This is a genomic window from Rhizobium sp. YJ-22 (genome assembly GCF_029601685.1).
In the GTDB taxonomy this organism is placed as follows: domain Bacteria; phylum Pseudomonadota; class Alphaproteobacteria; order Rhizobiales; family Rhizobiaceae; genus Metarhizobium.
In genome coordinates this window covers 210629-232719 of record NZ_JARRIR010000007.1, presented here as the reverse complement: position 1 = coordinate 232719, position 22091 = coordinate 210629, and the positions used below count along the sequence as shown (strand labels likewise).

Genomic DNA, 22091 nt, shown 5'->3' with positions numbered 1-22091 from the left:
CCGGCTCACGGGCGGGCCCGCAACGGCGAGTACAGCCGGCCGGTCTCGACGCTCGCGACCGTGTAGTCGGATGGCAATATGTTCTGCGCCAGCCAGCCTTCCTTCAGGGCGTGGCGCACGAGGGCGGCGCGGTTGTGGATGCCGAGTTTTTCACAGGCGCGCGCCCGGTAGGTTTCGATCGTCTTGACGCTGACCGCCAGGCGGCGGGAAATTTCCTTGTTGCTGAAACCTTCCGCCACCAGGCGGACGACGCATTCCTCGCGTTCGCTCAGCACGTCCGTCTGGATCGCGTTGTCCGGAACGATCGAGCATATCTTCGACATGACGGCGGGATCGATATAGGTTCCGCCATGCAGGACGGCGCGGACGGCATGCAGCAGATCCTCCGCCGCCGAGCGCTTCAGGACGAAGCCATTGACGCCCGCCTTGACGAATTCCCGGATATAGGGGCCTTCGTCGTGCAGCGTCAGCGCCAGCGTCAGGATGCCGGGGCAGGTTTCCCGGATGCGCCGCACCAGGGTTATCCCGCTCATGTCGGGCAAGGTGCCGTCGGCAATGACCAGATCGGGACGGCAGAGCCTGACCGCCTCCAGGGCCGCATGCGCGGTCTGGGCGGTGCCGATCACGTCGAGATCGGCCTGCCCTTCCAGCAGCGCCTGAATTCCCGAGAGAATGAGAGGATGGTCGTCAACAATCAGCAACCGAGATGTCGTTTGTCTTGTCATCGTTCAACACCATTTTTAACGGAACCGAGGCGACGACATCGGTTCCTTTTCCAATATGGCTCTCGATGCGCAGGTGCCCCCCGATCATCGACAATCGCTCCGACATTCCGGCAAGACCGAAACATTTTCCGGATATGTTCTGCAGCGGGCCGGCCTCGAAGCCTGCGCCGTCATCGCTGACGACGATCCTCAGCACGGAGCCGGAGCGTCTGGCGGCCACTCTTAACGTGGATGCATGGGCATGCTTGGCGATGTTGGTGATTGCCTCCTGAACGACGCGGTAGATGACGATGCTGGCGAGTTCCGAGATTTCGATATCGAGCGCATGCAGATCGGTGCCCACGCGAATTCCAAGCCGCTTGCCCCAGTCGTTGACCAGATCCTCCAGCGCGTGGCTGAGTCCGAGATCGCTCAACGTCAACGGCCGGAGCGAGGCGGTCAGGTGGCGCACATGATCGTTCATCAGGCCGACCGCATGGCGCAATCCCCTGATCCGCTCAATTTGAGCCGGGTCCGCAGAAGTTTCAAGCGTCTTCAGCCCGAGCGAGAGAACCGTCAGGTCCTGACCGATTTGGTCATGCAGTTCGCGCGCTATCCTGAGGCGCTCCTCCTCCTGGGCGCCGAGGACCCGCCGCAGCAGTATATTGTTGTTTTCCTCGGCGATCTTGCGATCGGTGATATCGCAATAGGTGACGACGACGCTTGTATCGCCCGAGGAATCGACGATCGGCGCGGCATTGACGAGGAGGTAGATTCTCTTGCCGTCCGTCCTCTCGACGAAAAGCTCCTCGTTGAGCACCGGCCGGCCGGTGGCGAGCACGCGCGACCCTGGCCATCGCTCCAGGGGATAGACGTCACCATCCGGCGTGTGGAGGTTCAGGCGACCGCGCGATTTCGTCGCCACCGCCAGCTCGTGCTCGATCTGGAACAGCTCGTAATAGCTGCCATTGGCAAGCACCATGTCGTGCGCGGCGTTGACGAGGACGATCCCCACCGGCATCTGTTCCATGATGGCTTCGAGCCGCAGCCTCTGGCGTTCGGCCTCCTGTTGCGCCCGCAAGCGGCTGGCGGCCACCTTGGCCATTTCTTTCCCGGCCTGCATCAGACAGAAGGCCGTCACCGGATTCAGGATGACGATCGCACAGAGAAGAAAATCGTCCGCATCCTTCGGCGTGCCGAAATCCATTTCCCACAGAACATATCCTGAAAGAAAGACTGTGGTCAGAACCAGAGATACTATACCGATAGCAAGATATCTTCTTGCTTTCCTGCGCGTGACGTCGGTTTGCTTAATGGTTTGCGGCATGTCGTCTGCTCACAAAACGATGGCGGCGATCCTGATACACCCGATGCACTGTCCATGACGCAAACTACTAGCAGAATAATCCGGCAGGGTATGTAGGGAAATGCCTGACACGGACCGGGCAAGCAATCCGACACGCCAGGAGGGCGCGCGTAATTGTGCGCTTTCGGGAAATGACGATCATTCGGCTGTCGAGCGAAGGTCGCCGGCGCGCAAGTCAACACTCACGAAGGAGAACGTCATGAAAAAGTGGATCCTCGTCTCGGTCGCAGTTCTCGCCCTCTCCGGCTATGCCGAAGCCGCCTCGGTGGGAAGCGGCAACGGCAACGGCAACGGCAATCTCGGGATCGGCAACGGCAACGGTAACGGCAACAGCAATGTCGGCGCCCTCAACGGCAATGGCAATGGCAACGGCAACTGGGGCATCGGTAACGGCAACCTCAATGGCAACGGCAACTGGGGCATCGGCAACGGGAACCTGAACGGCAACAGCAATGGCGGCTTCGGCAACGGCAATATGAACGGCAACAGCAACCTCGGTTTCGGCAACGGCAACGTCAACGGCAACGGCAATCGCGGCCTTGGCAATGGCAACGGAAACGGCGGCAGCAACCGCGGCGGGTTCAACGGCAACTTCAACGGCAACGGCAACCACTGACCGCTTCACGGTTGGGACCATCGCTTCCTGTACGAGCGTATCGATGGTCCCGTTTTGTCATCGGAGGAAACTGCAATGGGACTCACCTTCACGCGAATATTGGCAGCGGCGCTGCTATGCGGGCTTTCCGCTTCTCTCGAAGCGCCCCTGACGAACGGGGCCATGGCCGCCGGGATCGGTAACGGCAACGGCAACGGCAATGGCAATGTCGGTTTCCGAAACGGGAATTCGAACGGCAACGCCAATATCGGCATCGGCAACGGCAATGGGAACGGCAACGGCAACGGCGTTTTCGCGACAGGCGGCAATCTCGGCGCCTTCAATTCGGGAACCGGCAATGTCGGCGCCTTCAACAGCGGAACCGGCAATGTCGGCGCCTTCAACGGCAACAACAATGCCTCCTCCACCAGCGGCAATCACAATACCGGCTCCTTTAACGGCAATTTCAACGGCGGACTGTTCAACGGCAACGGCAATATCGGCGCATTCAACGGCAATTATAACGGCGTGGGGAATCGCAATTGACCGACGACCGACCCATCCCCGGCTGCGCGCCACATGTCCTGCTTATCGTCGCGTCGCTCGTTTTCGCTCTCGGCCCGACCGGCTCCGCTCTCGCCGGGAGCGGCAATGGCAACGGCAATGGCAATGTGGGAAACGGCAACGGCAACGGAAATTCGGGAAACGACAACGGCAACGGCAATGTCGGCAACGATAACGGCAATGGAAACACGGGAAGCGGGAACGGCAACGGATATCGAAGCGACGGAAACGGGAACGGCGCATCGAATGCCGAACCGAATTCATCCGGCCAGACGCTATCCTGTTGCGCGGCGGACGAAAGCGATGGATGGAGCCGGGCGCCGGTATCGATCCGGCGACAACAGCGAAAAGAGGCCCGCACGCAATTGCTGTTTCCGACGTTCCGGCGCGATCGCAGATGAAGCAATCACGCCGGTTTGCGAAACTCCGCCGCCCCGTTGTTTCGTCGCGATTTCCAGAGGATCGCGGCGCCCATGCGGCAGTTCTGTCTACTTGATATAACCGAGCGCGATACCGATCGAGGCCATGTTGTAGCTCGGGATCATCGGCGATTCCGTGTAGTTTTCCGGCTTCAGGTTCGGGATATACAATTGCCAGGAATCGCGGTGCCCTTCGACCTTGGCCTTTTCGCGCAGGCCATCCTTCTTTTCGATGGAATTCATCTTCTTGACCTTGGCCAGCGTCGCCTTCGAATCCGGATTTCCGTCGCGCGCAAACACCTTCCACGGCGCGTTGGAAAATTTCGGCATCGGATTGAAGGTGCCCCAGAAGGCCTTGGCCGGTTCGTTCAGCCTGATCTGCTGGAATTCGGTGAGTTCGTTCCAGTCGATGCACACCGACGACAGGTGGCGGACGATCTGGCTCATGTCCATATTCTGGTCGATGGCATCCTGGTAGGTGGCGAGCGCACCCTTCTTGTCATCCAGGAACGGCTCGATCGGCGACCACCAGGGCGTCACCTTGCCGTTGAAGGGATTGACCAGCCCCTTGTCGTTCAGCTTGAACAGCTTCGTTCCCGCGGGAACGGTGACGAGGCGCCACGAGCCCGGCTTGAAGCCCGCCCGTTCGTCCGGGCTCAGTTCGGTGAAAAAGCTGCCATTGGTGAATGTCGCATTGATCATGCCAATCCCCTTTTGAAGTCGATCACGGCCGAGGGGCGCCACATCCCCGATGTCTCGCGCCGGCAGGCGTCCGTTCGGGTGCGGATGCTTCCATTGGCATCTCGGGAAAGAGCATTCATCAAGAGAAATAAAATGTCAAAGCAAACCGGCTGCTATTTGGCGGACCTGCATTTGAAGAAAAATGAACGGAACTGTACAGGTTATGTATACTCACGCGAATGTCATGCAAGAATCCTGATTGAATTCGCCGCCTGCGTGCAAACATGCCCTCGGCTAATCTTTGCCGACGATAAAACCTCGCATGCGAAAACCGCTGGGCGTCAGGGCGAAGCGGGTCTTGAACGCGCGGGAAAAATGGCCGGCGCTGGAAAAGCCGGTGGCGAAAGCGATTTCGGCCGTGGTCAGCGGGCTCTGCTCCAGCAGTTTTTTCGCGTGGTCGAGGCGGATGTTGCGGTAAGTTTCGAGAAAGCCGGTCGGCAGGTGCTCGGCAAACAGGCGATCGAGGTGGCGGATGCTGATGCCGGCAAGCCGCGCCATGGCGCGGCGGTCGAGCGGCTGCTCGACGGTCGCCTCCATCTTTTCGAGAATCGTCAGCAGCGCCGGATGGTGGGTGCCGTGCCGTTCCGGGGCGGAGCCGCGCTGCGGCGCGCCGGGCTCGGCGACGCCGGTATGCAGATACCAGTCGCTGACCCGGCGGGCGAAATGCGAACCCATGCGCCCGGCGATCATCGCATGCATCATGTCGAGCGGCGCGACGCCGCCGGCGCAGGTGACGCGGTCGCCATCGAGAACGTAACGCGCCTGGCGCGGCGTCAGATGCGCAAAGGCTTCCTTCAGCACGTCGGCATGTTCCCAGTGGATGGTGAAATCCCGGTTATCGAGCAGGCCGGCGGCGGCAAGGATATAGGCGCCGCTGGAAATGCCGCCGATGCGCACCCCCTGCCGCGCCAGCCGCCGCAGCGGTCCATATGCCGCCGCCATCGCCACCCAGTCTCGCGGGCCGCCGCCGGCGCAGACGAACACCGTATGGCAGGCCGACCCGGCGACGGCCAGATCGGCACAGGCGATGGACATGCCCGAGGAGGCGCAGACCGCGCCGCCATCGACCGAAAGCGGCACGACCTCATAAAGATCGATGCCGGCGATCAGGTTCGCCGCCCGCAATGGCTCGGTCGCCGCGGCATAGGACATCAGCGCGAAATTCGGCGCCAGCAGGAAGCCGATTTTCTGGACGTTCTTGATCTGCGTCGATGCCATGGCCTGTTTCTATACCAATCCGGCCCATTCATGCAATCTGCTGCGCAGACGCCTTGGTAGGGTAAGCCGACATTTTTCGAGGTTGGGCCCGTGCGCTACTCTGCTTTTTCGATCTTTTTGAACGGCCTGAAGGGCAACAGGAACTGGGGCGCCGCCTGGCGCGAACCGCAGCCCAAGCTGCATTACGACGTGGTCATCGTCGGTGGTGGCGGGCATGGGCTGGCGACGGCTTATTATCTCGCCAGGGAATTCGGTATCACCAACGTCGCGGTGCTGGAGAAGAACTATATCGGCTCCGGCAATGTCGGGCGCAACACGACGATCATTCGCTCCAACTATCTGCTGGAAGGCAACAATCCCTTCTACGAATTCTCGATGAAGCTCTGGGAAGGACTGGAGCAGGATTTCAACTTCAACGCCATGGTCTCCCAGCGCGGCGTGCTGAACCTCTATCATTCGGATGCGCAGCGCGACGCCTATACCCGGCGCGGCAATGCCATGCGCCTGCACGGCGTCGATGCGGAACTGCTCGACCGCGCCGCCGTCAAAACCATGCTGCCCTTTCTCGATTTCGACAATGCCCGCTTTCCGATTCAGGGCGGGCTGCTGCAACGGCGCGGCGGCACCGTGCGCCATGACGGCGTCGCCTGGGGTTATGCACGCGGCGCGGATGGGAGAGGCGTCGATATCATCCAGAATTGCGAGGTCACCGGCATCCGCCGCGAGAACGGTCGCGTCACCGGAGTCGAGACGACGAAGGGTTTCATCGGCTGCGGCAAGCTGGGGCTGGCGGCAGCCGGTAATTCCTCGCAGGTCGCGGAAATGGCCGGCACGAAGCTGCCGCTCGAAAGCCACGTGCTGCAGGCCTTCGTCTCGGAGGGGCTGAAACCGTTCATCGACGGCGTCGTCACCTTCGGCGCCGGGCATTTTTACGTGTCCCAGTCCGACAAGGGCGGGCTGGTGTTCGGCGGCGATATCGACGGCTATAATTCCTATGCCCAGCGCGGCAACCTCGCCACCGTCGAGCATGTCGCCGAGGCCGGCAAGGCGATGATCCCGGCTTTGTCGCGCATCCGCGTGCTGCGCGCCTGGGGCGGCATCATGGATATGTCGATGGACGGCTCGCCGATCATCGACCGCACGCCGCTCGACAATCTCTATCTCAATGCCGGCTGGTGCTATGGCGGCTTCAAGGCGACGCCGGCCTCCGGCTTCTGCTTCGCCCACCTGCTGGCCAAGGACGCCCCGCATCCGACGGCGCGGCAGATGCGCCTCGACCGTTTCGAACGCGGCTATCTCATCGACGAAAAGGGCCAGGGCGCCCAGCCGAACCTCCACTGATCCGCCTGGAGCATTTTCGCTTCTCCTCGAATCGCGAAAGCGCTCTATCCCTTTGTTTTTACGCACTTCCGGCCGGAAAGCCATTACGCACTTTTCCTGGAAAGGCTCTCTCGAAGGACATACTTGATGGCCAGCCTCCTCCCCTGCCCGCATTGCGGCCCAAGGCCGCGCGAAGAATTCACCGTCAAGGGCGCGGCGCAGGCGCGGCCGGCACCCGACGCTTCCCCTGACGTCTGGTTCGACTACGTCTATCTGCGCGACAATCCACGCGGCGCCTATGCGGAATACTGGCACCACACCTCCGGCTGCCGCCGCTGGCTGATTGTCACCCGCGACACGGCGACTCACGACGTCTTCGACAGCCGCGACGCCGCCGAGGGCCGCGAGGTGCGCGCATGACCCCTTATCGTCTCCCCCAGGGCGGCCTGATCGACCGCAGCAAGCCGGTTTCCTTTTCCTTCGATGGGCAGGCCTTGCAAGGCTTTGCCGGCGACAGCCTCGCTTCGGCACTGCTGGCCAATGGCCGGCTGCTGGTCGGCCGCAGTTTCAAATATCACCGCCCGCGCGGCATCCTAACGGCCGGCGCGGCGGAGCCGAACGCGCTTGTTACCATCGGTCGCGACGGCCGCACCGAGCCGAACACCCGCGCCACCATGCAGGAGCTTTACGAAGGGCTGGAGGCGAGGAGCCAGAACCGCTGGCCGTCGCTCGATGTCGATATCGGCAGCCTCAACAGCCTGCTGTCACCCTTCCTCGGCGCCGGTTTCTACTACAAGACGTTCATGTGGCCGGCCGCCTTCTGGGAGAAGATCTATGAGCCCTTCATCCGCCGCGCCGCCGGCCTCGGCCGCGCCACCCATGAGGCGGACCCGGATGCCTACGAAAAAAGCTGGGCGCATTGCGACCTGCTGGTCATCGGCGCCGGTGCGGCCGGCCTTGCCGCAGCCCTTGCCGCCGGCCGCGCTGGCGCGCGGGTGATCCTCGCCGACGAACATGCGCAGCCGGGCGGCGGCCTGCTCTCGGAAACGGCAGGCATCGGCGGCAAATCCGCCCCCGCCTTCGCCGCCGATCTGCTGGCCGAACTTGCGGCGCTGGAAAACGTCACCATCCTGCCGCGCACCAACGTCTTCGGCTGGTATGACGGCAATGTCTTCGGCGCGGTCGAGCGGGTGCAGAAACATCTTGCTCATCCCGATGCGCATCGGCCAGTCGAGCGTCTGTGGCGCATCGTCGCCAAGCAGGCGCTGCTTGCCACCGGGGCCGAGGAACGGCCGCTGGTCTTCGGCGGAAACGACATTCCTGGCGTGATGATGGCCGGCGCCATGCGCTGCTATCTCAACCGCTACGGCGTTGCGCCAGGCCGGCAGGTGGCGATTTTCACCATCAACGACAGCGGCTACGCACTGGCCCGCGACCTCGAAACGGCAGGCGTCTCGCAGGTCACGATCATCGACAGCCGCCCCGAAGGCGGCATCCATTACGCAGGTGCTGCGCGGATCGTTCGAGGCGGCGTGGTGCGCGATGCCCATGGCGGCAAGGCGCTAACCTCGATCACCATTGCCGCCGGCGGGAAGACAGAGAGGCTGCGCGTCGATGCGCTCGCCATGTCCGGCGGCTTCAGCCCGATCATCCATCTCGCCTGCCATCGCGGCGGCAAGCCGCACTGGTCCGACGAGAAATCCGCCTTCATGGCGCCTTCAGGCCTGCAAGGACTGTCTCTCATCGGATCGGCCGCCGGCATCGACGGTATCGCCGCCTGCCTGGAAGATGGCGCGGCCAAGGGCGCAGCACTGGCGGAAACGTTCGGCTTCAAGGCCGAAAAACCAGCCTTCGGGCGGACTGCCGGCGAAATCGCCCCGATGCCGGCGCGGCCGCTGTGGACGATCCCCGGCATACGCGGCAAGGCTTTCGTCGACTACCAGAACGACGTCCACCGCCAGGATCTCGGGCTTGCCGTGCGCGAAGGCTACGGCCATGTGGAGCTTGCCAAGCGCTATACGACCACCGGCATGGCCACCGACCAGGGCAAACTCTCCAACGTCAACGCCATCGCGCTGCTGGCCGAGGCGCGCGGTGTTTCGCCGGCAGAGGTCGGCACGACCACCTTCCGACCCTTCTATACCCCTGTTTCCTTCGGAGCGCTGGCCGGGCCGTCGCATGGCCGCCATTTCCAGCCGGTGCGCAAATCGCCGCTGCATGGCTGGGCCGAGAAACACGGCGCGGTCTTCGTCGAGACCGGCCTGTGGTATCGCTCCGCCTGGTTTCCGCGCGATGGCGAAACGGACTGGCGGGAGAGCGTCGCGCGCGAGACAAAAAATGTGAGGATCAATGCCGGGCTTTGCGACGTCTCCATGCTCGGCAAGATCGAGATCACCGGCAAGGATGCCGCCGAATTCCTGAACCGGGTCTATTGCAACGCCTTCCTGAAACTGCCGGTGGGCAAGGCCCGCTACGGGCTGATGCTGCGCGAGGACGGTTTCATCTATGACGACGGCACCACCAGTCGGCTGGCGCAAGACCGCTATTTTATGACCACGACCACGGCCTATGCCGCCGGCGTCATGAACCATCTGGAATTCTGCGCCCAGGCCCTGTGGCCGGAACTCGACGTGCGGCTGGCCTCAGTCACCGACCAGTGGTCGCAGATGGCAATTGCAGGACCGAAAGCACGCAAAATCCTCGAAACCATCGTCGATGCCGATCTTTCCAATGCCGCCTTCCCCATCCTTGCCGCCGCCGAGGTCTCGCTGTTTAACGGGCAGATACAGGGCCGGCTGTTCCGCATCTCGTTTTCCGGCGAGCTGGCCTATGAACTGGCAGTACCGGCCGGTTACGGCGAGGCGGTGGCCGATGCGATCATGGAGGCTGGCCGCGACCACGGCATCCAGCCCTATGGCGTCGAGACGCTGGCGGTGCTGCGCATCGAAAAGGGCCATGTCACCCACAACGAAATCAACGGCACGGTGACGCCGGGCGATCTCGGCTTTTCCAAGATGATTTCGTCCGCCAAGCCGGATTTCATCGGCAAGCGCATGCTGGAGCGCAAAGGCCTGAACGACCCGCAGCGCCACCAACTGGTCGGCATCCGCCCGCTCGATCCGGCGGCAATATTCCGCACCGGCTCGCATATCCTCGAAAAGGATGCGGCGGCGACGCTGGAAAACGACCAGGGCTATGTCACCTCCAGCTGCCATTCGCCGCATCTTGGCTCGACCATCGGCCTTGCGCTGGTGCGTCGCGGCGCGGAGCGGCATGGTGAGGAGGTGCTGGTCTGGAACGGCTTGCGCGGCGAATTCACGCCCGGGCGTCTATGCAGCCCCGTCTTCTACGATCCCCAAAACGAAAAGCTGCATGCCTGAGACAAGGACGCATCCGATGCCGCAATCCCTGACGCTTCGCCCGGCCCTCGCCCGCCTGCCCCTCCAGCGCAGCGGCCTGCGCATCGAGGCGCTGCTGGAAGGCACCGTCCTGCACCTGCTCGCGCCTGTCGGAAGCGGTCCGGCGGGGCTTACGGCCGAACTTGGCGCCAGCGGCCTGTCGCTGCGCCCGGTTTCGCCCGGCCAATGGTTCGCTGTCGGCGATGCCGTGCTGTCGAACACGGCGCGCGCGGCGCTGGCCGCACGCCTGAAACCGGCCGCCGAAGTGGTCGATCAAAGCCACGGCCGGGTGCGCATCGCACTCAGCGGGCCGATGGCAACACGGGTGCTGGCCAAGGGCACGGCGGCCGACCTGTCGCTGACCGCCTTCCCCATCGACCACGCCACGACGACGCTGATCGGCCACATCGCCGCGCATCTGACACGGATCGCGGAAGACCGTTTCGAACTCATCGTCCTGCGCGGCTTTGCCGAAAGCCAGTGGGAGGATCTCGACCGTATGAGCGCGGAATTCGGCTAACGTGTTTTCGGCGCCGACAATTCCACACGCTGTCTCCAGACGTTCAAAGGTCTCGTGCCACACGAATTCAACCGCAACGATGGACGTCCAAGCCGGATTGAACAACCGGATAAGAGGTCGCGGCGCTAACGGGCAGACTCGCGGCCGGCCGCAGGGACCGGTCGGGATCGGCGCATTACGTCCCGGTAAAATTGGGGGCGCGGCGTTCCATCGTGGCGGCGAGGCCTTCGGCATGGTCGTTGGTCGTGGCGCAGATTTCGCCGGCGGCAACCTCCGCTTTCTGCTGGTCGGCGAGGCTGCGGTCGGCGGAGGCGTTGAGCAGCGTCTTGGTGAGGCCGATGGCGACGGTCGGGCCCGCGGCCAGCTTTTCGGCAAAGGCCATGGTGTCGGCCAGCAGCGCTTCCGCATCGGCGCTGACATGCGAGATCAGCCGGTGTGCCAGCGCAACCTCCGCCACCCAAAGGTCACCGGTAAAGGCGAAACGCTTGGAAGCCTCAAGGCCCATGACCCGCGGCATCAGCCAGGAGCCGCCGCAATCCGGCGAATAGCCGACATGGGTATAGGAGCAGATGAATTTCGAGCGCGCCGAGGCGTAACGGAAATCGCAGGCCAGCGCCATGTCGAGACCGCCACCCACGGCAGCGCCGTCGATCATGGCGATCGTCGGCTTCGGCAGGTCGTGGATTTCGCGCACCAGCGCAAGCGCCTCGTCGATCCAGGTCGTGCCGGCGGCGGCCACGCTTTCCGGCGTCGTTTCCGACCATTCCTTGACATCGGCGCCGGCGCAGAAGGCGCCGCCGCGACCGGTCAGCACCACGGCGCGCACGGTCTTGTCGGCGGCCATTTCGGCGATGGCGCCGCGCAATTCCTGCAACAGGCCGACGTTCAGCGCATTGCGCGCGTCCGGCCGGTTGAGGGCAACGATGCCGACCGCACCTCGGCGTTCGATCTCGCTATAGATGCTCATGTCTTTCTTCTCCTCCCGACCACGGCTGCGGCCGCTTGCCTCAAGTCTCGGTGCGCTGCCTTTGCGGCGCCTGTTTATTCGATCCTTCCGGCCCGCCGGCGAGGACCGCAGCGCGAGCGGCAGGTGATGCCCCATCTTGCGTCGATCAAGTTGGGCGTGTTCCAGCAGCCGTCCCCCATGGTAATGATGCAGCGCCGTCCATACCCATCCTGCCTGCGCAGTTGCGCGCACGGCTAGCATAGTTTTGCTGGACGGCCAACATTTTTCAAAAAGCTAGGCGATGCCGAACATGTGATCGGCAAATGCTTGCGGCAGGCAGCGGATCGGATAGGTATCCGCTATCCCGAATGCCCGAATAAAGACCTGTCGACGATGTCTCTTCCCGATCTTTCCCGCCGCAGTTTCGTGTTCGCAACGCTGGGCGCTGCCGCCGCGCTTGGCGGCTGCTCCGCCACGGTCGAATCCGCCGAGCGCCTGCCGAAACCAGCGCCGACCCCGGCCGTCGCGCCGCGCCCGACCGGCGCGCCTGCAGCGGAAGAGATGGCGCTGCGTTATGCCGCCGTCGAGGATGGCGGCTTCACCTTGCCGGCTATCCCTTATGAGAAAATGGATCCGAAGTATTTCCGCCAGCGCGTCACCGACCCCACCGGCGAGCCGCCGGGCACCGTCGTCGTCGATACGCCCGGACGTTTCCTCTATCTCGTCGAGCCGGCCGGCACGGCGATGCGCTACGGCGTCGGCATCGGGCGCGAGGGTTTTGCCTGGCAGGGCGAAGGCGTCATCCACTGGCGCCAACCCTGGCCGCGCTGGAAGCCGCCGGCCGACATGATTGCCCGCCAGCCGGAACTGCGGCGCTTTTCCGTCGAAAACGGCGGCATGGAGCCGGGGATCAGGAATCCGCTCGGCGCCCGCGCCCTTTATATCTTCCAGAACGGCAAGGACACACTCTATCGCCTTCACGGCTCGCCCGACTGGCGCTCGATCGGCAAGGCGACGTCTTCGGGTTGCGTGCGGCTGATCAACCAGGACGTCCTCGATCTCTACAAGCGCGTGCCCTATCACGCCCGCATCGTCGTGCATCAGGGCGCGATGACGGCCGGCGTGATCTGACATGACGGCCTTTGCCGGCCGGGTTTGCCCCGGCCGGAGCAAAATATTCGCGTTTGCCTGTTTTCTTTGCAGTTTTCTTCCCTGCCACGCGCCCTAATTTCTGCGATCTATCCGCCAACACATTCGTTTACCGAAGGGAAAACACAATGAACTGGTTGAAAACGTTCGCAGCAGCGGCACTTCTTCAGGCGGCCGCGCTCACGCCTGCGCTTGCCGGCGACGATCTCGCCGCCATCAAGTCGGCCGGCGCCATCAAGATCGGCACCGAAGGCACCTATGCGCCCTTCACCTATCACGACACCAGCGGCAAACTGGTCGGTTTCGACGTCGAGATCGGCGAGGCGATCGCCGCAAAGCTCGGGGTCAAGGCCGAGTTCATCGAGGGCAAATGGGACGGCCTGATTGCCGGTCTCGACGCCAAGCGCTACGATACGGTCATCAATCAGGTCGGCATCGCTGACGCGCGCAAGCAGAAATATGATTTCTCCGAGCCCTACATCGCCTCCAAGGCGGTGCTGATCGTGCGCGCCGACGATAACGACATCAAGAACTTCGAGGATCTAAAAGGCAAGAAGTCGGCCCAGTCGCTGACCAGCAATTTCGGCAAGCTCGCCGAAGCCGCCGGCGCCGAACTGGTCGGCACCGACGGTTTCGACCAATCGATCCAGCTGGTGCTGACCGGCCGTGCCGATGCCACCATCAACGACAGCCTCTCCTTCCTCGATTTCAAGAAGCAGAAGCCGGATGCACCGGTGAAGATCGCCGCCGAGAAGGGCGATGCCGATTATTCCGGCATCATCATCCGCAAGGGCGAGCCGGAGCTGCTGGAGGCGATCAACAAGGCGCTGGCCGACATCAAGGCCGACGGCACCTACCAGAAAATCTCCGACACGTATTTCGGGCAGGACGTGTCCAAGTAACCGGATGAGGATGGCTTTGCCGAAGCCGATTGTGTCTATAAGCTTGCAGGCGTCCGGCGATACCGCCGGACGCCTTTTTTGACGGGGATCTTTCCAAGTGCCGCACTGGCTTCAACTGATGGCGGACTCGCTGCCCACGCTGTTGTGGGCGGGCGTGAAATTCACGATTCCGCTGACCCTGCTTTCCTTCGTGCTCGGCCTGGCGCTCGGCCTGCTCACTGCCGTCACCAGATTGTTTGCGCCCCTGCCGTTCGCACTTCTGGCACGCGGCTATGTCTGGATCATCCGCGGCACGCCGCTTCTCGTGCAGCTCTTCGTCGTCTTCTACGGCCTGCCGAGCGTCGGCATCCTGCTCGATGCCTTTCCCGCGGCCCTGATCGGCTTCACCCTCAATATCGGCGCCTATTCCTCGGAAATCATCCGCGCCGTCATCTCCTCGGTACCGAAGGGGCAATGGGAGGCGGCCTATTCCATCGGCATGAGCTGGAGCCAGGCGATGCGCCGCACCATCCTGCCACAGGCGGCGCGCGTTGCCGTGCCGCCGCTGTCCAACACCTTCATCTCGCTGGTCAAGGATACGTCGCTGGCCGCAGCCATCACCGTGCCGGAGATGTTCCAGGCCGCGCAGCGCATCGTCGCCACCACCTATGAGCCGCTCATCCTTTATATCGAGGCGGCGCTGATCTATCTGGCGCTGAGCTCGGTGCTGTCGAACCTGCAGGTGCGGCTGGAGCGGCGCTTCGCGCGCTATGGCGGCATGCTGGAGACCAACACATGATCGAGTTGCAGCATATCGAAAAACGGTTCGGCGACGCTGTCATCCTCAAGGACATCAGCCTGAACCTGCCGGAAGGCAGCGTCACGGCGCTGGTCGGACCCTCCGGCGGCGGCAAGAGCACCCTGCTGCGCTGCATCAACCTGCTGGAGATCCCGACCGCCGGGACGATCCGCCTCGGAGACCAGCAACTGACGTTTACGCCGGGCGGCAAGCCGAGTTGGGCTTCGATCCAGAAAATCCGCCGCCAGACCGGCATGGTTTTCCAGAACTTCCAGCTCTTTCCGCACCAGAACGCCCTCGATAACGTCATGGAAGGCCTGGTTACCGTGCTGAAATGGCCGAGGGACAAGGCCCGCGCCCGCGCCATGGAGCTGCTGACCAAGGTCGGCATGGCCCACAAGGCCGATGCCTGGCCGGCGACGCTTTCCGGCGGCCAGCAGCAGCGCGTGGCGATTGCGCGTGCGCTTGCCCCTTCTCCGCGCGTCCTGCTCTGCGACGAGCCGACCTCGGCGCTCGACCCGGAACTGTCGGCGGAAGTGGTCGAGGTGCTCGGGCGTCTCGCCAGCGAAGGCACGACCATGGTGATCGCCACCCACGACCTGCGCCTCGCCTCGCGCATTGCCAACGAGGTGGTTTTTCTCGAGGCTGGAAACGTGGTGGAGTCAGGCCCGGCCCGACAGGTGTTCACCGAGCCGAAGCAGGACCGCACCCGCCGCTTCATCTCGACCATCAATGCCGCGAATACGGTGTGAGCGGCCAACGGTCCGTTGACCTCAAGGCGTGCCGTTGACTCACCTCCCCTTCGCCCCAGTGGTGAGAAGGGGTTTTGAGGGCGCTTCCATTCCATAGGCAGCTTACCGATCCTGGCCATGGAGCGGCGGAGGGACAGTCCCGCTTGCCGCAATCAGACGACTGAGCGGCGGCGCATCGCGATAGGCTGCGGAAAACCTCCTGCTTCGAGGCCGCCATGCATGCTCCACCCGCCCCTTCCCCGGATTTCGCTGCCGAATTGCTGCGCGGGCATCTGGCGAATGACGAACAGGGGCTGGTCCAGATCGAAATCGCCGCCGACCGGGTTCTCGCCGAAACCGGCCTGCGTTTCGAGAGCGATCCCGAGACGCTGGATCTCTGGCGGGAAAACGGTGCGACCATCCGCGACGAGCGTGTAACTCTCGATGGCGCATGGCTGCGGCAGGTGATCCGGGCGACGGCGCCACGCCGCATTACCCTGCGCGGGCGCAATCCGGCGCGCGATACCATCCTCGGAGACGGCCATGCGCCGGTGTTCACGCCGATCTATGGCGCGCCGAATGTTCTCGATCATGCCGGTCGGCGCAGCCTCGGCTCGCGGGCGCATTATCGACGGGCGATGGAAATTGTCCATGCCTCGTCGGCGATCTCCAATACCGGCCAGATGATCTGCGTCATGGACGACGTGCCGGAGGCGCGCCGGCCACTGGAAATCGCGCTGATGCATCTGTCGCTGTCGGACAAGCCGTTCATGGGCAGCATCGCCTCGCCTGACGATGTGGAAGCGGTGATCGACGCGGCGGTTGCCGCCGTCGACCGGCCGCCCTGCCCCGGCGAGGCGGAATTGCTGCATCTGGTCAATGCCACGCCGCCGCTCGTCTACAAGGAAAACCCGTTAAAATGCCTGCGGACCATCGCCCGGCGCGGGCAGGCCTCGCTGGTGACCTCCTATATGATGATGGGCGCCACCAGCCCGGTGACCATCGCCGGCAGCCTGATCCAGGGGTATGCGGAAGTCCTGGCCGGGATGGCGCTGGCCCAGCTTTGGCGGCCCGGCGCGCCCGTCGTCATGGGGCTTTACGCCATTCCCTTCGGCATGCGCTCGATGGTGCCGTGTTACGGCGATCCGGCCTCGCATCTGCTGCAGCATTATGCGACGCAGCTTGCCCGCCGCCTCGGCGTGCCGGTGCGCGGCGAGGGTGGCGTCACCTCCTCCAAGCTGGATGACGGGCAGGCGGGGCTGGAATCGGCGCTGACGCTGTCCGCCTCGATCTCGTCGGGCGCGGATTTCATCCTGCATGGGGCTGGCTGGCTGGAGCAGGGGCGCTGCCTGTCTCTGGGAAAATTGCGACGCGAGGCGGCGCGGATCGCCGAGACTTGCAGTTTCGATATGCAAGACTGTTCGCCGCCCCTGCCCCTCGATCCGGCATTCGAGCAGGATCTCAGGGCGCGGATCGCGGCGATTTAATTCTTGTAGGGATCGGCGAGTGCGGCATCCGGCCGGCTGACCGGATATTTGATGCTCGACGTCGCCGCCGCCATGCTTTTCGCACCCTTGCTTTCCAGCATGGCGCGGAAACTCGGATGCATGCCGCCATCGACATAGGAGGAGATCGGCACGGTGGAACCGGTCGAGAGCGCGGTATCGACGTGCTTGCGTTCGGCATCGATCTTCGCGCTCAGCGCCATATCCGGCGTGCTCATCGCCGGCGGGCAGGCGGCCAGCGGATCGGTGGGCTCGCCGCCCTGGAATTCGGTGTTGAACACGTACCGTCCGCCGCAGACGGAGACTTTCGGCTGGCGGCGGGAGAAGGCGAAGGCATCGTAGCCTTCCTTCAGGACGCGCCAGAAGGGCATGTTGGCGTCGCCGCGATGTTTCGCCATGTTGTCGGCGCTCATGCGGAAGGGATAGGCTTGCACCTGAAACTGCCCCTGCCCGCCCTCCAGCGCCTTCTGCACGATGGCATAGATTTCGCCGACACCCTGGTCGGTCATGGCATAGCAGCCGGAGGACGAGCAGGCACCATGCACCATCAGCGCCTCGCCGCTATAGCCGAGCGCCTTTTCCAATTTGTTCGGATAACCGAGGTTGAACGAGACGTAATATTGCGAATTCGGGTTCAGCATGCCGGCGGAGACATGGTAAAAACCCTCCGGCGCCTGGCGGTCGCCGCTTTTCGTCTTCGGCCCGAGCTTTCCGGACCAGCGGCACATCGGATAGGTCTTCAGCAGCGCATATTGCCCCGTCTTGTCGACTTTCCAGACCTCCAACTCGCTCTCCTGCTTGAAGATGCGCACCAGAACCGGGCTTTCCGGCCGCATGCCCTTGGCGGACATCTGGGCCAGCATTTTCGACGTCAGTTTCGGCGGCGCCTTGGCGAGATCGTCGAGGCCGCCGATGCAGCCCGACAGGAGAGAACCGGCCAGCGCCAGCGCCGCAAGGCGCGCACCGAACGAAAACGGCGCCGTCAACCGTGTGAAGGAGCGGAATGCAATCATCTGCTGTCTCGACTGTTTCAATCTGAAGCCGTGAACCCTTGCCCCGGATTCACGGCGATTGTTTGGCATTGCGCCATATTTACGGCCGAGCCTGTGCCAACATGGTTAAAGAATGGTTTCTTTCAGGCGGTCTTGAGCAACCGCAAGGCGTTCAGCGTCACCAGCACCGTGGCTCCGGTATCGGCCAGGATCGCCGGCCATAAACCGGTGATGCCGATCACGGTCGTCACCAGAAACACCGCCTTCAACCCCAGCGCGATGGTGATATTCTGGCCGATATTGCCCATGGTGCGCTTCGAGAGCGCAATCATGTCGGCGACATCGCCGACGCGGCCATGCAGCACGGCGGCATCCGCCGTTTCCAGCGCCACATCCGTGCCGCCGCCCATGGCGATGCCGATATCGGCCGCAGCCAGCGCCGGAGCGTCGTTGATGCCGTCGCCGACCTTGCCGACCACAAGTCCCTCCGAGCGCAACTCGCCGACGATCCTCTGCTTGTCCTGCGGCAGCAGCTCGGCGCGCACCTCGATATCGAGCGCCCTGCCGACGGCCTCGGCCGTGCGGCGGTTGTCGCCGGTCAGCATGATCGTGCGGATGCCTGCGTCGCGCAGGCGTTTCAGGCCGGTGAGCGCATCGGCGCGCGGCTCGTCGCGCATGGCGAGCGCGCCGGCCACCTTGCCATCGACCAGCAGCAGCGACACGGTCTTGCCGGCATCGTTCAGCGCCGCAATCGCCGCTTGGCTGCCAGCGTCTATCTCGACCGCATCGGCCGCCGCGCGCGGCGAGCAGAGCAGCAGGTTCTGGCCCTCGACGGTGCCGGCGACGCCCTTTCCACCCAGCGCCTTGTTGTTACCGGCGGCGGGAATGGCGATGCCTTCCGCCTTGGCGCGGTCGAGAATGGCGAGCGCCAGCGGATGGCTGGAGCCAGTTTCGAGGGCTGCGGCAAGCCGCAGGATTTCAGCCTGAGGCAGCGAGGTGGAGACGATATCGGTCACCTTCGGCTTGCCTTCGGTCAGCGTTCCGGTCTTGTCGAAGGCGACGGCCGTCAGTTTGCCAAGCCCTTCCAGCACCGCCCCGCCCTTCATCAGCAGCCCGCGCCGCGCCCCCGACGACAAGGAGGCGGCAATCGCCGCCGGCGTCGAAATCACCAGCGCGCAGGGGCAGCCGATCAAGAGTACGGCAAGGCCCTTGTAGACCCATTCGCTCCAGATGCCGCCCGCCAGCAACGGCGGCAGGATGGCGATGAGGGCCGCGACCACGACGACGCCGGGCGTATAATAGCGCGAGAAGCGGTCGATGAAACGCTCGGTGGGCGCCTTGGATTCCTGGGCTTCCTCGACCAGTTTGATCACGCGGGCGATGGTGTTGTCCGCCGCCGCCGCGGTGACGCGCAGGCGAAGCGCGCCATCCCCGTTCACCGTCCCGGCGAAGACGGGCTCATTCACGCCCTTGCGCTTCGGCGTGCTTTCGCCGGTGACCGGCGCCTCGTCGATGGCGCTGTCGCCGGAGAGGATGACGCCATCGGCGGGAATGCGGTCGCCGGGGCGCACCAGAATGGTGGCGCCGACGGCCAGCGTTTCGGCCTCGACTTCGCGGGTGACGCCATTTTCCTCCAGCAGCGCGGTTTTCGGCACCAGCGTGCCGAGCGACTGGATGCTGGCCCGCGCCCTGCCGGCGGCAACACCTTCCAGCAATTCGCCGACCAGGAACAGGAAGACGACGGCGGCCGCTTCTTCCGTCGCATTGATGATGACCGCGCCGATAGCGGCGATGGTCATCAGCATTTCGATGGAAAACGGCGTGCCGGCCAGCGCCGCCATGACGGCGCGACGCGCGATCGGCACGAGACCGACCGCCATGGCGAGCAGGAAGGCATAAGGCGCGATGGCCGGCACGAGATGGCCGAGGCCATAGGCAAGCGCCAGCGCCACGCCGGAGGCAATGGTCAGCCGGCCCTTTTTGCTCTTCCACCATGGGCCGTCCATCGGGCCGTGGTCGTGGCCGTGAAGTCCGAGATCGGCTTCGCTTTTGCCATGCCCATGCCCATGAGCATGAGCATGATCGTGTTGGTCGTGCCCGCCGTGATCGTGCTTGTGGTCATGGTCATGCGCGCAGCAACTCGTCTTCGGCGCGGTCCTGGCCGCCTCGCCGGCCGGCGCAACGGCATAGCCGAGCCCTTCGACCTTGCCGGCAATGGCCGTGGCATCGCCGCTGCCGTCATGGCTGACCAGCAGCGTGCCGGCTGTCACCGAAACCGAGACGTCCTCGACGCCCGGCATGCGGCGCACCGCCGTCTCGATCTTGCCGGCGCAGGAGGCGCAATCCATACCGCCCACGCGAAACCGCATCTGGTTGCCTTCGCTCATCGTCCTATCCTTCCTTCAGTCATGACGACTGTAGGATCTCTAGTCACTAGAGCTGCAAGCGGGTTTTTTCAGAAAAACGAGGCGGCGCGTTCCGGCGAACCTTCCAGCGCATGCGCCATGAAATCCAGCGCATTGCCGAGCTCCTCGCGCGACAGAGGCCCGCCGAGGCAGACGCGCACCGCCTCGGGTGCTGCGCCCTCCACCGTGAAGGCATCGCTGGCGACGATGCCGATGCCGGCGCCTCGCATATGGCTGACGAAGGTCGAACGTGTCCAACCTTTCCCGAGCGGCAGCCAGATATGAAAGCTTAGGGGATCGGCGCGGTAGCTGCCGGCGAGCAGCAGGCCGGCGACGAGATTTTGACGCGCAGCCGCTTCCGCGCGGAGGAAGGCGAGGATCGCATCGGCGGTGTCATCCTCGATCCAGCGCGTCGCCAGCGCCATGCCGAGCGGCGAGGCCATGACGGTGTTGGCGCGCATGGCGCTTGCATAGGGCCATGCGGCCTTGTTGTCCGGGGCGACGACATAGGCGAGGCGCAGGCCGGCGCCGAGACATTTCGACAATCCGCCGATGTGCCAGGTCAGATCCGGCAGCAGCGCCGCGAAGGGCGGCGGCGCTTCCGCCGGCAGAAAACCGTAGGCGTCGTCCTCGATGACCGCCACGCGATGGGTTCTTACGATGGCGGCGATCTCGCGCCGGCGCGTTTCCGGCATGGTCAGCGTCAACGGATTTTGCAGCGTCGGATTGAGGTAGAGCGCTTTCGGCTTCACGCGCCGGCAGGCTTCGTCGAAGGCATCGGGCAGGATGCCGTGTTCGTCCATGGCGACGCCGGAGAGCGACAGGCCGAGTTGCGCCGCGAGCGAACGGATGCCGGGATAGGTGATGGTTTCGGAAAGAATGCTCTCGCCCGGCCGTGCCAGCAATCCGAGAATTGCATGCAGGGCGGGATGGGCGCCGGGGGACACGAAGATGCGCTCCAGAGGCGGCATCAGCCCGCGCCGCGCCAGCCACGCCGCCGCCGCCTGCCGATCCATGGCCGCGCCGCCGAAAGGCTGGTAACGCAACAGCGCCGGCAGGTCGGCGGAGACCGCGACAAGCCCTTCCCGCATCCGCGCCAGAAGCGCCGGATCGTCCGGCTCCGGCGGCATGTTCATCGAAAAATCGGCCGTCCCCGCCCGGCGCGGGTCCGGGTCCGGCATCGAAAAACCCTTTGCACCCGGGTTGTGACGGCCGGTGACGAAGGTGCCGCGTCCGACATGGGATTCGATCAGGCCACGTTTCTGCGCCTCGACATAGCCACGGGCGACAGTGGTGAAATCGATCTCCAGCCGCCGGGCAAGCTCCCGCTGCGGTGGCAGACGATCGCCGGCGGAAAGCACGCCATTGCGCAAATCGATCTCGATCAGGTCGGCGATCGCGAGGTAACGCGGGCTGGAGGAGCGGGTGAGATCGGGAAGCCAGTCTTTCATGCCGTGATCCGTGGGGAACGTTTGACCGGATGTGGCCGGCGGACATTGACTGTATATTGTCGGGGCTCCCCGCTGTCACGGACAAACCGCCCGCATCACCCTTCTTGCGACAATTGGTATTCCGCAAACAGCGCTTCCAGCCGTTCGCGCACGAAGGCATCGAAGCCGGGGGCGGCTTTGCGGTCGAAGATCAAGGAGGCGCGGTGGGTGGTTTCGGAGAAGCGGACGGGCAGGCCGGCGGCGATCTCCGTTGCCTTGTCGTCGGGTTCCCGCGCGCCGTTGGCGGAGTCGAGCGCGGCCTGGAAACGCTGGTCGCTGGGGATGCGGCGGGCGGCGTCGCTGCGCAGCCATGTCAGCAGCGCCGGCAGGTCGATGTCGGCGATTTTT

The 22091-nt window shown here is 64.1% G+C and carries 20 protein-coding genes and 1 pseudogene; 12 read left to right on the top strand and 9 right to left on the bottom strand.

The features are described 5' to 3' along the window. Positions 1–5 precede the first annotated feature (5 nt). The gene (locus tag P7F60_RS17740) at positions 6–701 is read right to left on the bottom strand and encodes a response regulator transcription factor (protein WP_277919075.1); all 696 of its coding nucleotides are present in this window, start codon (positions 699–701) and stop codon (positions 6–8) included. Then, complete coding sequence (locus tag P7F60_RS17735; RefSeq protein ID WP_277919074.1) at positions 688–1911, bottom strand: PAS domain-containing sensor histidine kinase; 1224 nt, start codon at positions 1909–1911, stop codon at positions 688–690. The genes P7F60_RS17740 and P7F60_RS17735 overlap by 14 nt, the downstream gene beginning before the upstream one ends. A gap of 358 nt (positions 1912–2269) precedes the next feature. Here P7F60_RS17735 and P7F60_RS17730 point away from each other — a divergent pair, with 358 nt between their 5' ends. From P7F60_RS17730 to P7F60_RS17720, 3 genes are all read left to right on the top strand, one after another. Beyond that, a complete protein-coding gene (locus P7F60_RS17730; RefSeq protein WP_277919072.1) occupies positions 2270–2686 on the top strand; it encodes a hypothetical protein in 417 nt (138 codons plus the stop codon). A 75-nt stretch (positions 2687–2761) separates the two neighbouring features. Further along, entirely contained in the window at positions 2762–3211 is a 450-nt protein-coding gene (locus P7F60_RS17725) for a hypothetical protein (RefSeq protein WP_277919071.1), read from the top strand. Continuing rightward, complete coding sequence (locus tag P7F60_RS17720; protein ID WP_277919070.1) at positions 3208–3630, top strand: hypothetical protein; 423 nt, start codon at positions 3208–3210, stop codon at positions 3628–3630. The genes P7F60_RS17725 and P7F60_RS17720 overlap by 4 nt, the downstream gene beginning before the upstream one ends. A gap of 87 nt (positions 3631–3717) precedes the next feature. On the opposite strand, the gene P7F60_RS17715 is transcribed toward P7F60_RS17720, so the two are convergent. Continuing rightward, positions 3718–4350 carry a hypothetical protein gene (locus P7F60_RS17715; protein ID WP_277919069.1) on the bottom strand — a complete coding sequence of 211 codons (633 nt, stop codon included), beginning with the start codon at positions 4348–4350 and terminating at the stop codon, positions 3718–3720. A 273-nt stretch (positions 4351–4623) separates the two neighbouring features. Continuing rightward, positions 4624–5607: a GlxA family transcriptional regulator gene (locus P7F60_RS17710; RefSeq protein WP_277919068.1), complete on the bottom strand. Its 984-nt coding sequence runs from the start codon at positions 5605–5607 to the stop codon at positions 4624–4626. Between the two features lie 90 nt (positions 5608–5697). Between P7F60_RS17710 and P7F60_RS17705 the strand changes: the two genes are divergently transcribed. The 4 genes from P7F60_RS17705 to P7F60_RS17690 all read left to right on the top strand — a co-directional run bounded on the left by P7F60_RS17705 (position 5698) and on the right by P7F60_RS17690 (position 10845). Continuing rightward, positions 5698–6948 carry a sarcosine oxidase subunit beta family protein gene (locus tag P7F60_RS17705; RefSeq protein WP_277919067.1) on the top strand — a complete coding sequence of 417 codons (1251 nt, stop codon included), beginning with the start codon at positions 5698–5700 and terminating at the stop codon, positions 6946–6948. Between the two features lie 126 nt (positions 6949–7074). Continuing rightward, entirely contained in the window at positions 7075–7347 is a 273-nt protein-coding gene (locus P7F60_RS17700; protein WP_277919066.1) for a sarcosine oxidase subunit delta, read from the top strand. Next, complete coding sequence (locus P7F60_RS17695) at positions 7344–10307, top strand: sarcosine oxidase subunit alpha family protein (protein ID WP_277919065.1); 2964 nt, start codon at positions 7344–7346, stop codon at positions 10305–10307. The genes P7F60_RS17700 and P7F60_RS17695 overlap by 4 nt, the downstream gene beginning before the upstream one ends. Further along, entirely contained in the window at positions 10300–10845 is a 546-nt protein-coding gene (locus tag P7F60_RS17690; protein WP_277919064.1) for a sarcosine oxidase subunit gamma family protein, read from the top strand. The genes P7F60_RS17695 and P7F60_RS17690 overlap by 8 nt, the downstream gene beginning before the upstream one ends. A 175-nt stretch (positions 10846–11020) precedes the next feature. Here P7F60_RS17690 and P7F60_RS17685 read toward each other — a convergent pair whose 3' ends face one another. Further along, positions 11021–11812, bottom strand: a complete 792-nt coding sequence (locus tag P7F60_RS17685; RefSeq protein ID WP_277919063.1) for an enoyl-CoA hydratase-related protein — start codon at positions 11810–11812, stop codon at positions 11021–11023. A gap of 372 nt (positions 11813–12184) precedes the next feature. Here P7F60_RS17685 and P7F60_RS17680 point away from each other — a divergent pair, with 372 nt between their 5' ends. The 5 genes from P7F60_RS17680 (at position 12185) to P7F60_RS17660 (ending at position 16838) form a co-directional block, all read left to right on the top strand. Beyond that, positions 12185–12922, top strand: a complete 738-nt coding sequence (locus P7F60_RS17680) for a L,D-transpeptidase (protein ID WP_277919061.1) — start codon at positions 12185–12187, stop codon at positions 12920–12922. Between the two features lie 146 nt (positions 12923–13068). Further along, positions 13069–13842: an amino acid ABC transporter substrate-binding protein gene (locus tag P7F60_RS17675; RefSeq protein WP_277919060.1), complete on the top strand. Its 774-nt coding sequence runs from the start codon at positions 13069–13071 to the stop codon at positions 13840–13842. 97 nt (positions 13843–13939) lie between these two features. Further along, entirely contained in the window at positions 13940–14620 is a 681-nt protein-coding gene (locus P7F60_RS17670; protein ID WP_277919059.1) for an amino acid ABC transporter permease, read from the top strand. Next, positions 14617–15372, top strand: coding sequence for an amino acid ABC transporter ATP-binding protein (locus P7F60_RS17665; protein WP_277919058.1), 756 nt, complete (start codon positions 14617–14619; stop codon positions 15370–15372). The genes P7F60_RS17670 and P7F60_RS17665 overlap by 4 nt, the downstream gene beginning before the upstream one ends. Positions 15373–15587: 215 nt before the next feature. Continuing rightward, positions 15588–16838, top strand: a complete 1251-nt coding sequence (locus P7F60_RS17660) for a trimethylamine methyltransferase family protein (protein WP_277919057.1) — start codon at positions 15588–15590, stop codon at positions 16836–16838. On the opposite strand, the gene P7F60_RS17655 is transcribed toward P7F60_RS17660, so the two are convergent. From P7F60_RS17655 to P7F60_RS17640, 4 genes and pseudogenes are all read right to left on the bottom strand, one after another. Continuing rightward, positions 16835–17869: a murein L,D-transpeptidase family protein gene (locus P7F60_RS17655; protein WP_277919056.1), complete on the bottom strand. Its 1035-nt coding sequence runs from the start codon at positions 17867–17869 to the stop codon at positions 16835–16837. The genes P7F60_RS17660 and P7F60_RS17655 overlap by 4 nt on opposite strands. A 122-nt stretch (positions 17870–17991) precedes the next feature. Further along, entirely contained in the window at positions 17992–20235 is a 2244-nt protein-coding gene (locus tag P7F60_RS17650; protein WP_277919055.1) for a heavy metal translocating P-type ATPase, read from the bottom strand. Positions 20236–20303: 68 nt separating this feature from the next. Beyond that, a complete protein-coding gene (locus P7F60_RS17645; protein WP_277919054.1) occupies positions 20304–21704 on the bottom strand; it encodes a PLP-dependent aminotransferase family protein in 1401 nt (466 codons plus the stop codon). Positions 21705–21799: 95 nt separating this feature from the next. Continuing rightward, positions 21800–22091, bottom strand: a pseudogene (locus tag P7F60_RS17640) (plasmid partitioning protein RepB); the annotation flags it as partial.

What these genes read in the sequence shown, in the direction of transcription:
- P7F60_RS17735 (WP_277919074.1), bottom strand. Translation starts at nt 1,911, where the DNA reads ATGGATTTCGGCACGCCGAAGGATGCGGACGATTTTCTTCTCTGTGCG.
- P7F60_RS17680 (WP_277919061.1), top strand. Translation starts at nt 12,185, where the DNA reads ATGTCTCTTCCCGATCTTTCCCGCCGCAGTTTCGTGTTCGCAACGCTG.
- P7F60_RS17725 (WP_277919071.1), top strand. Translation starts at nt 2,762, where the DNA reads ATGGGACTCACCTTCACGCGAATATTGGCAGCGGCGCTGCTATGCGGG.
- P7F60_RS17710 (WP_277919068.1), bottom strand. Translation starts at nt 5,607, where the DNA reads ATGGCATCGACGCAGATCAAGAACGTCCAGAAAATCGGCTTCCTGCTG.
- P7F60_RS17665 (WP_277919058.1), top strand. Translation starts at nt 14,617, where the DNA reads ATGATCGAGTTGCAGCATATCGAAAAACGGTTCGGCGACGCTGTCATC.
- P7F60_RS17645 (WP_277919054.1), bottom strand. Translation starts at nt 21,704, where the DNA reads ATGAAAGACTGGCTTCCCGATCTCACCCGCTCCTCCAGCCCGCGTTAC.
- P7F60_RS17690 (WP_277919064.1), top strand. Translation starts at nt 10,300, where the DNA reads ATGCCTGAGACAAGGACGCATCCGATGCCGCAATCCCTGACGCTTCGC.
- P7F60_RS17685 (WP_277919063.1), bottom strand. Translation starts at nt 11,812, where the DNA reads ATGAGCATCTATAGCGAGATCGAACGCCGAGGTGCGGTCGGCATCGTT.
- P7F60_RS17700 (WP_277919066.1), top strand. Translation starts at nt 7,075, where the DNA reads ATGGCCAGCCTCCTCCCCTGCCCGCATTGCGGCCCAAGGCCGCGCGAA.
- P7F60_RS17655 (WP_277919056.1), bottom strand. Translation starts at nt 17,869, where the DNA reads ATGATTGCATTCCGCTCCTTCACACGGTTGACGGCGCCGTTTTCGTTC.
- P7F60_RS17660 (WP_277919057.1), top strand. Translation starts at nt 15,588, where the DNA reads ATGCATGCTCCACCCGCCCCTTCCCCGGATTTCGCTGCCGAATTGCTG.
- P7F60_RS17675 (WP_277919060.1), top strand. Translation starts at nt 13,069, where the DNA reads ATGAACTGGTTGAAAACGTTCGCAGCAGCGGCACTTCTTCAGGCGGCC.
- P7F60_RS17695 (WP_277919065.1), top strand. Translation starts at nt 7,344, where the DNA reads ATGACCCCTTATCGTCTCCCCCAGGGCGGCCTGATCGACCGCAGCAAG.
- P7F60_RS17650 (WP_277919055.1), bottom strand. Translation starts at nt 20,235, where the DNA reads ATGAGCGAAGGCAACCAGATGCGGTTTCGCGTGGGCGGTATGGATTGC.
- P7F60_RS17730 (WP_277919072.1), top strand. Translation starts at nt 2,270, where the DNA reads ATGAAAAAGTGGATCCTCGTCTCGGTCGCAGTTCTCGCCCTCTCCGGC.
- P7F60_RS17715 (WP_277919069.1), bottom strand. Translation starts at nt 4,350, where the DNA reads ATGATCAATGCGACATTCACCAATGGCAGCTTTTTCACCGAACTGAGC.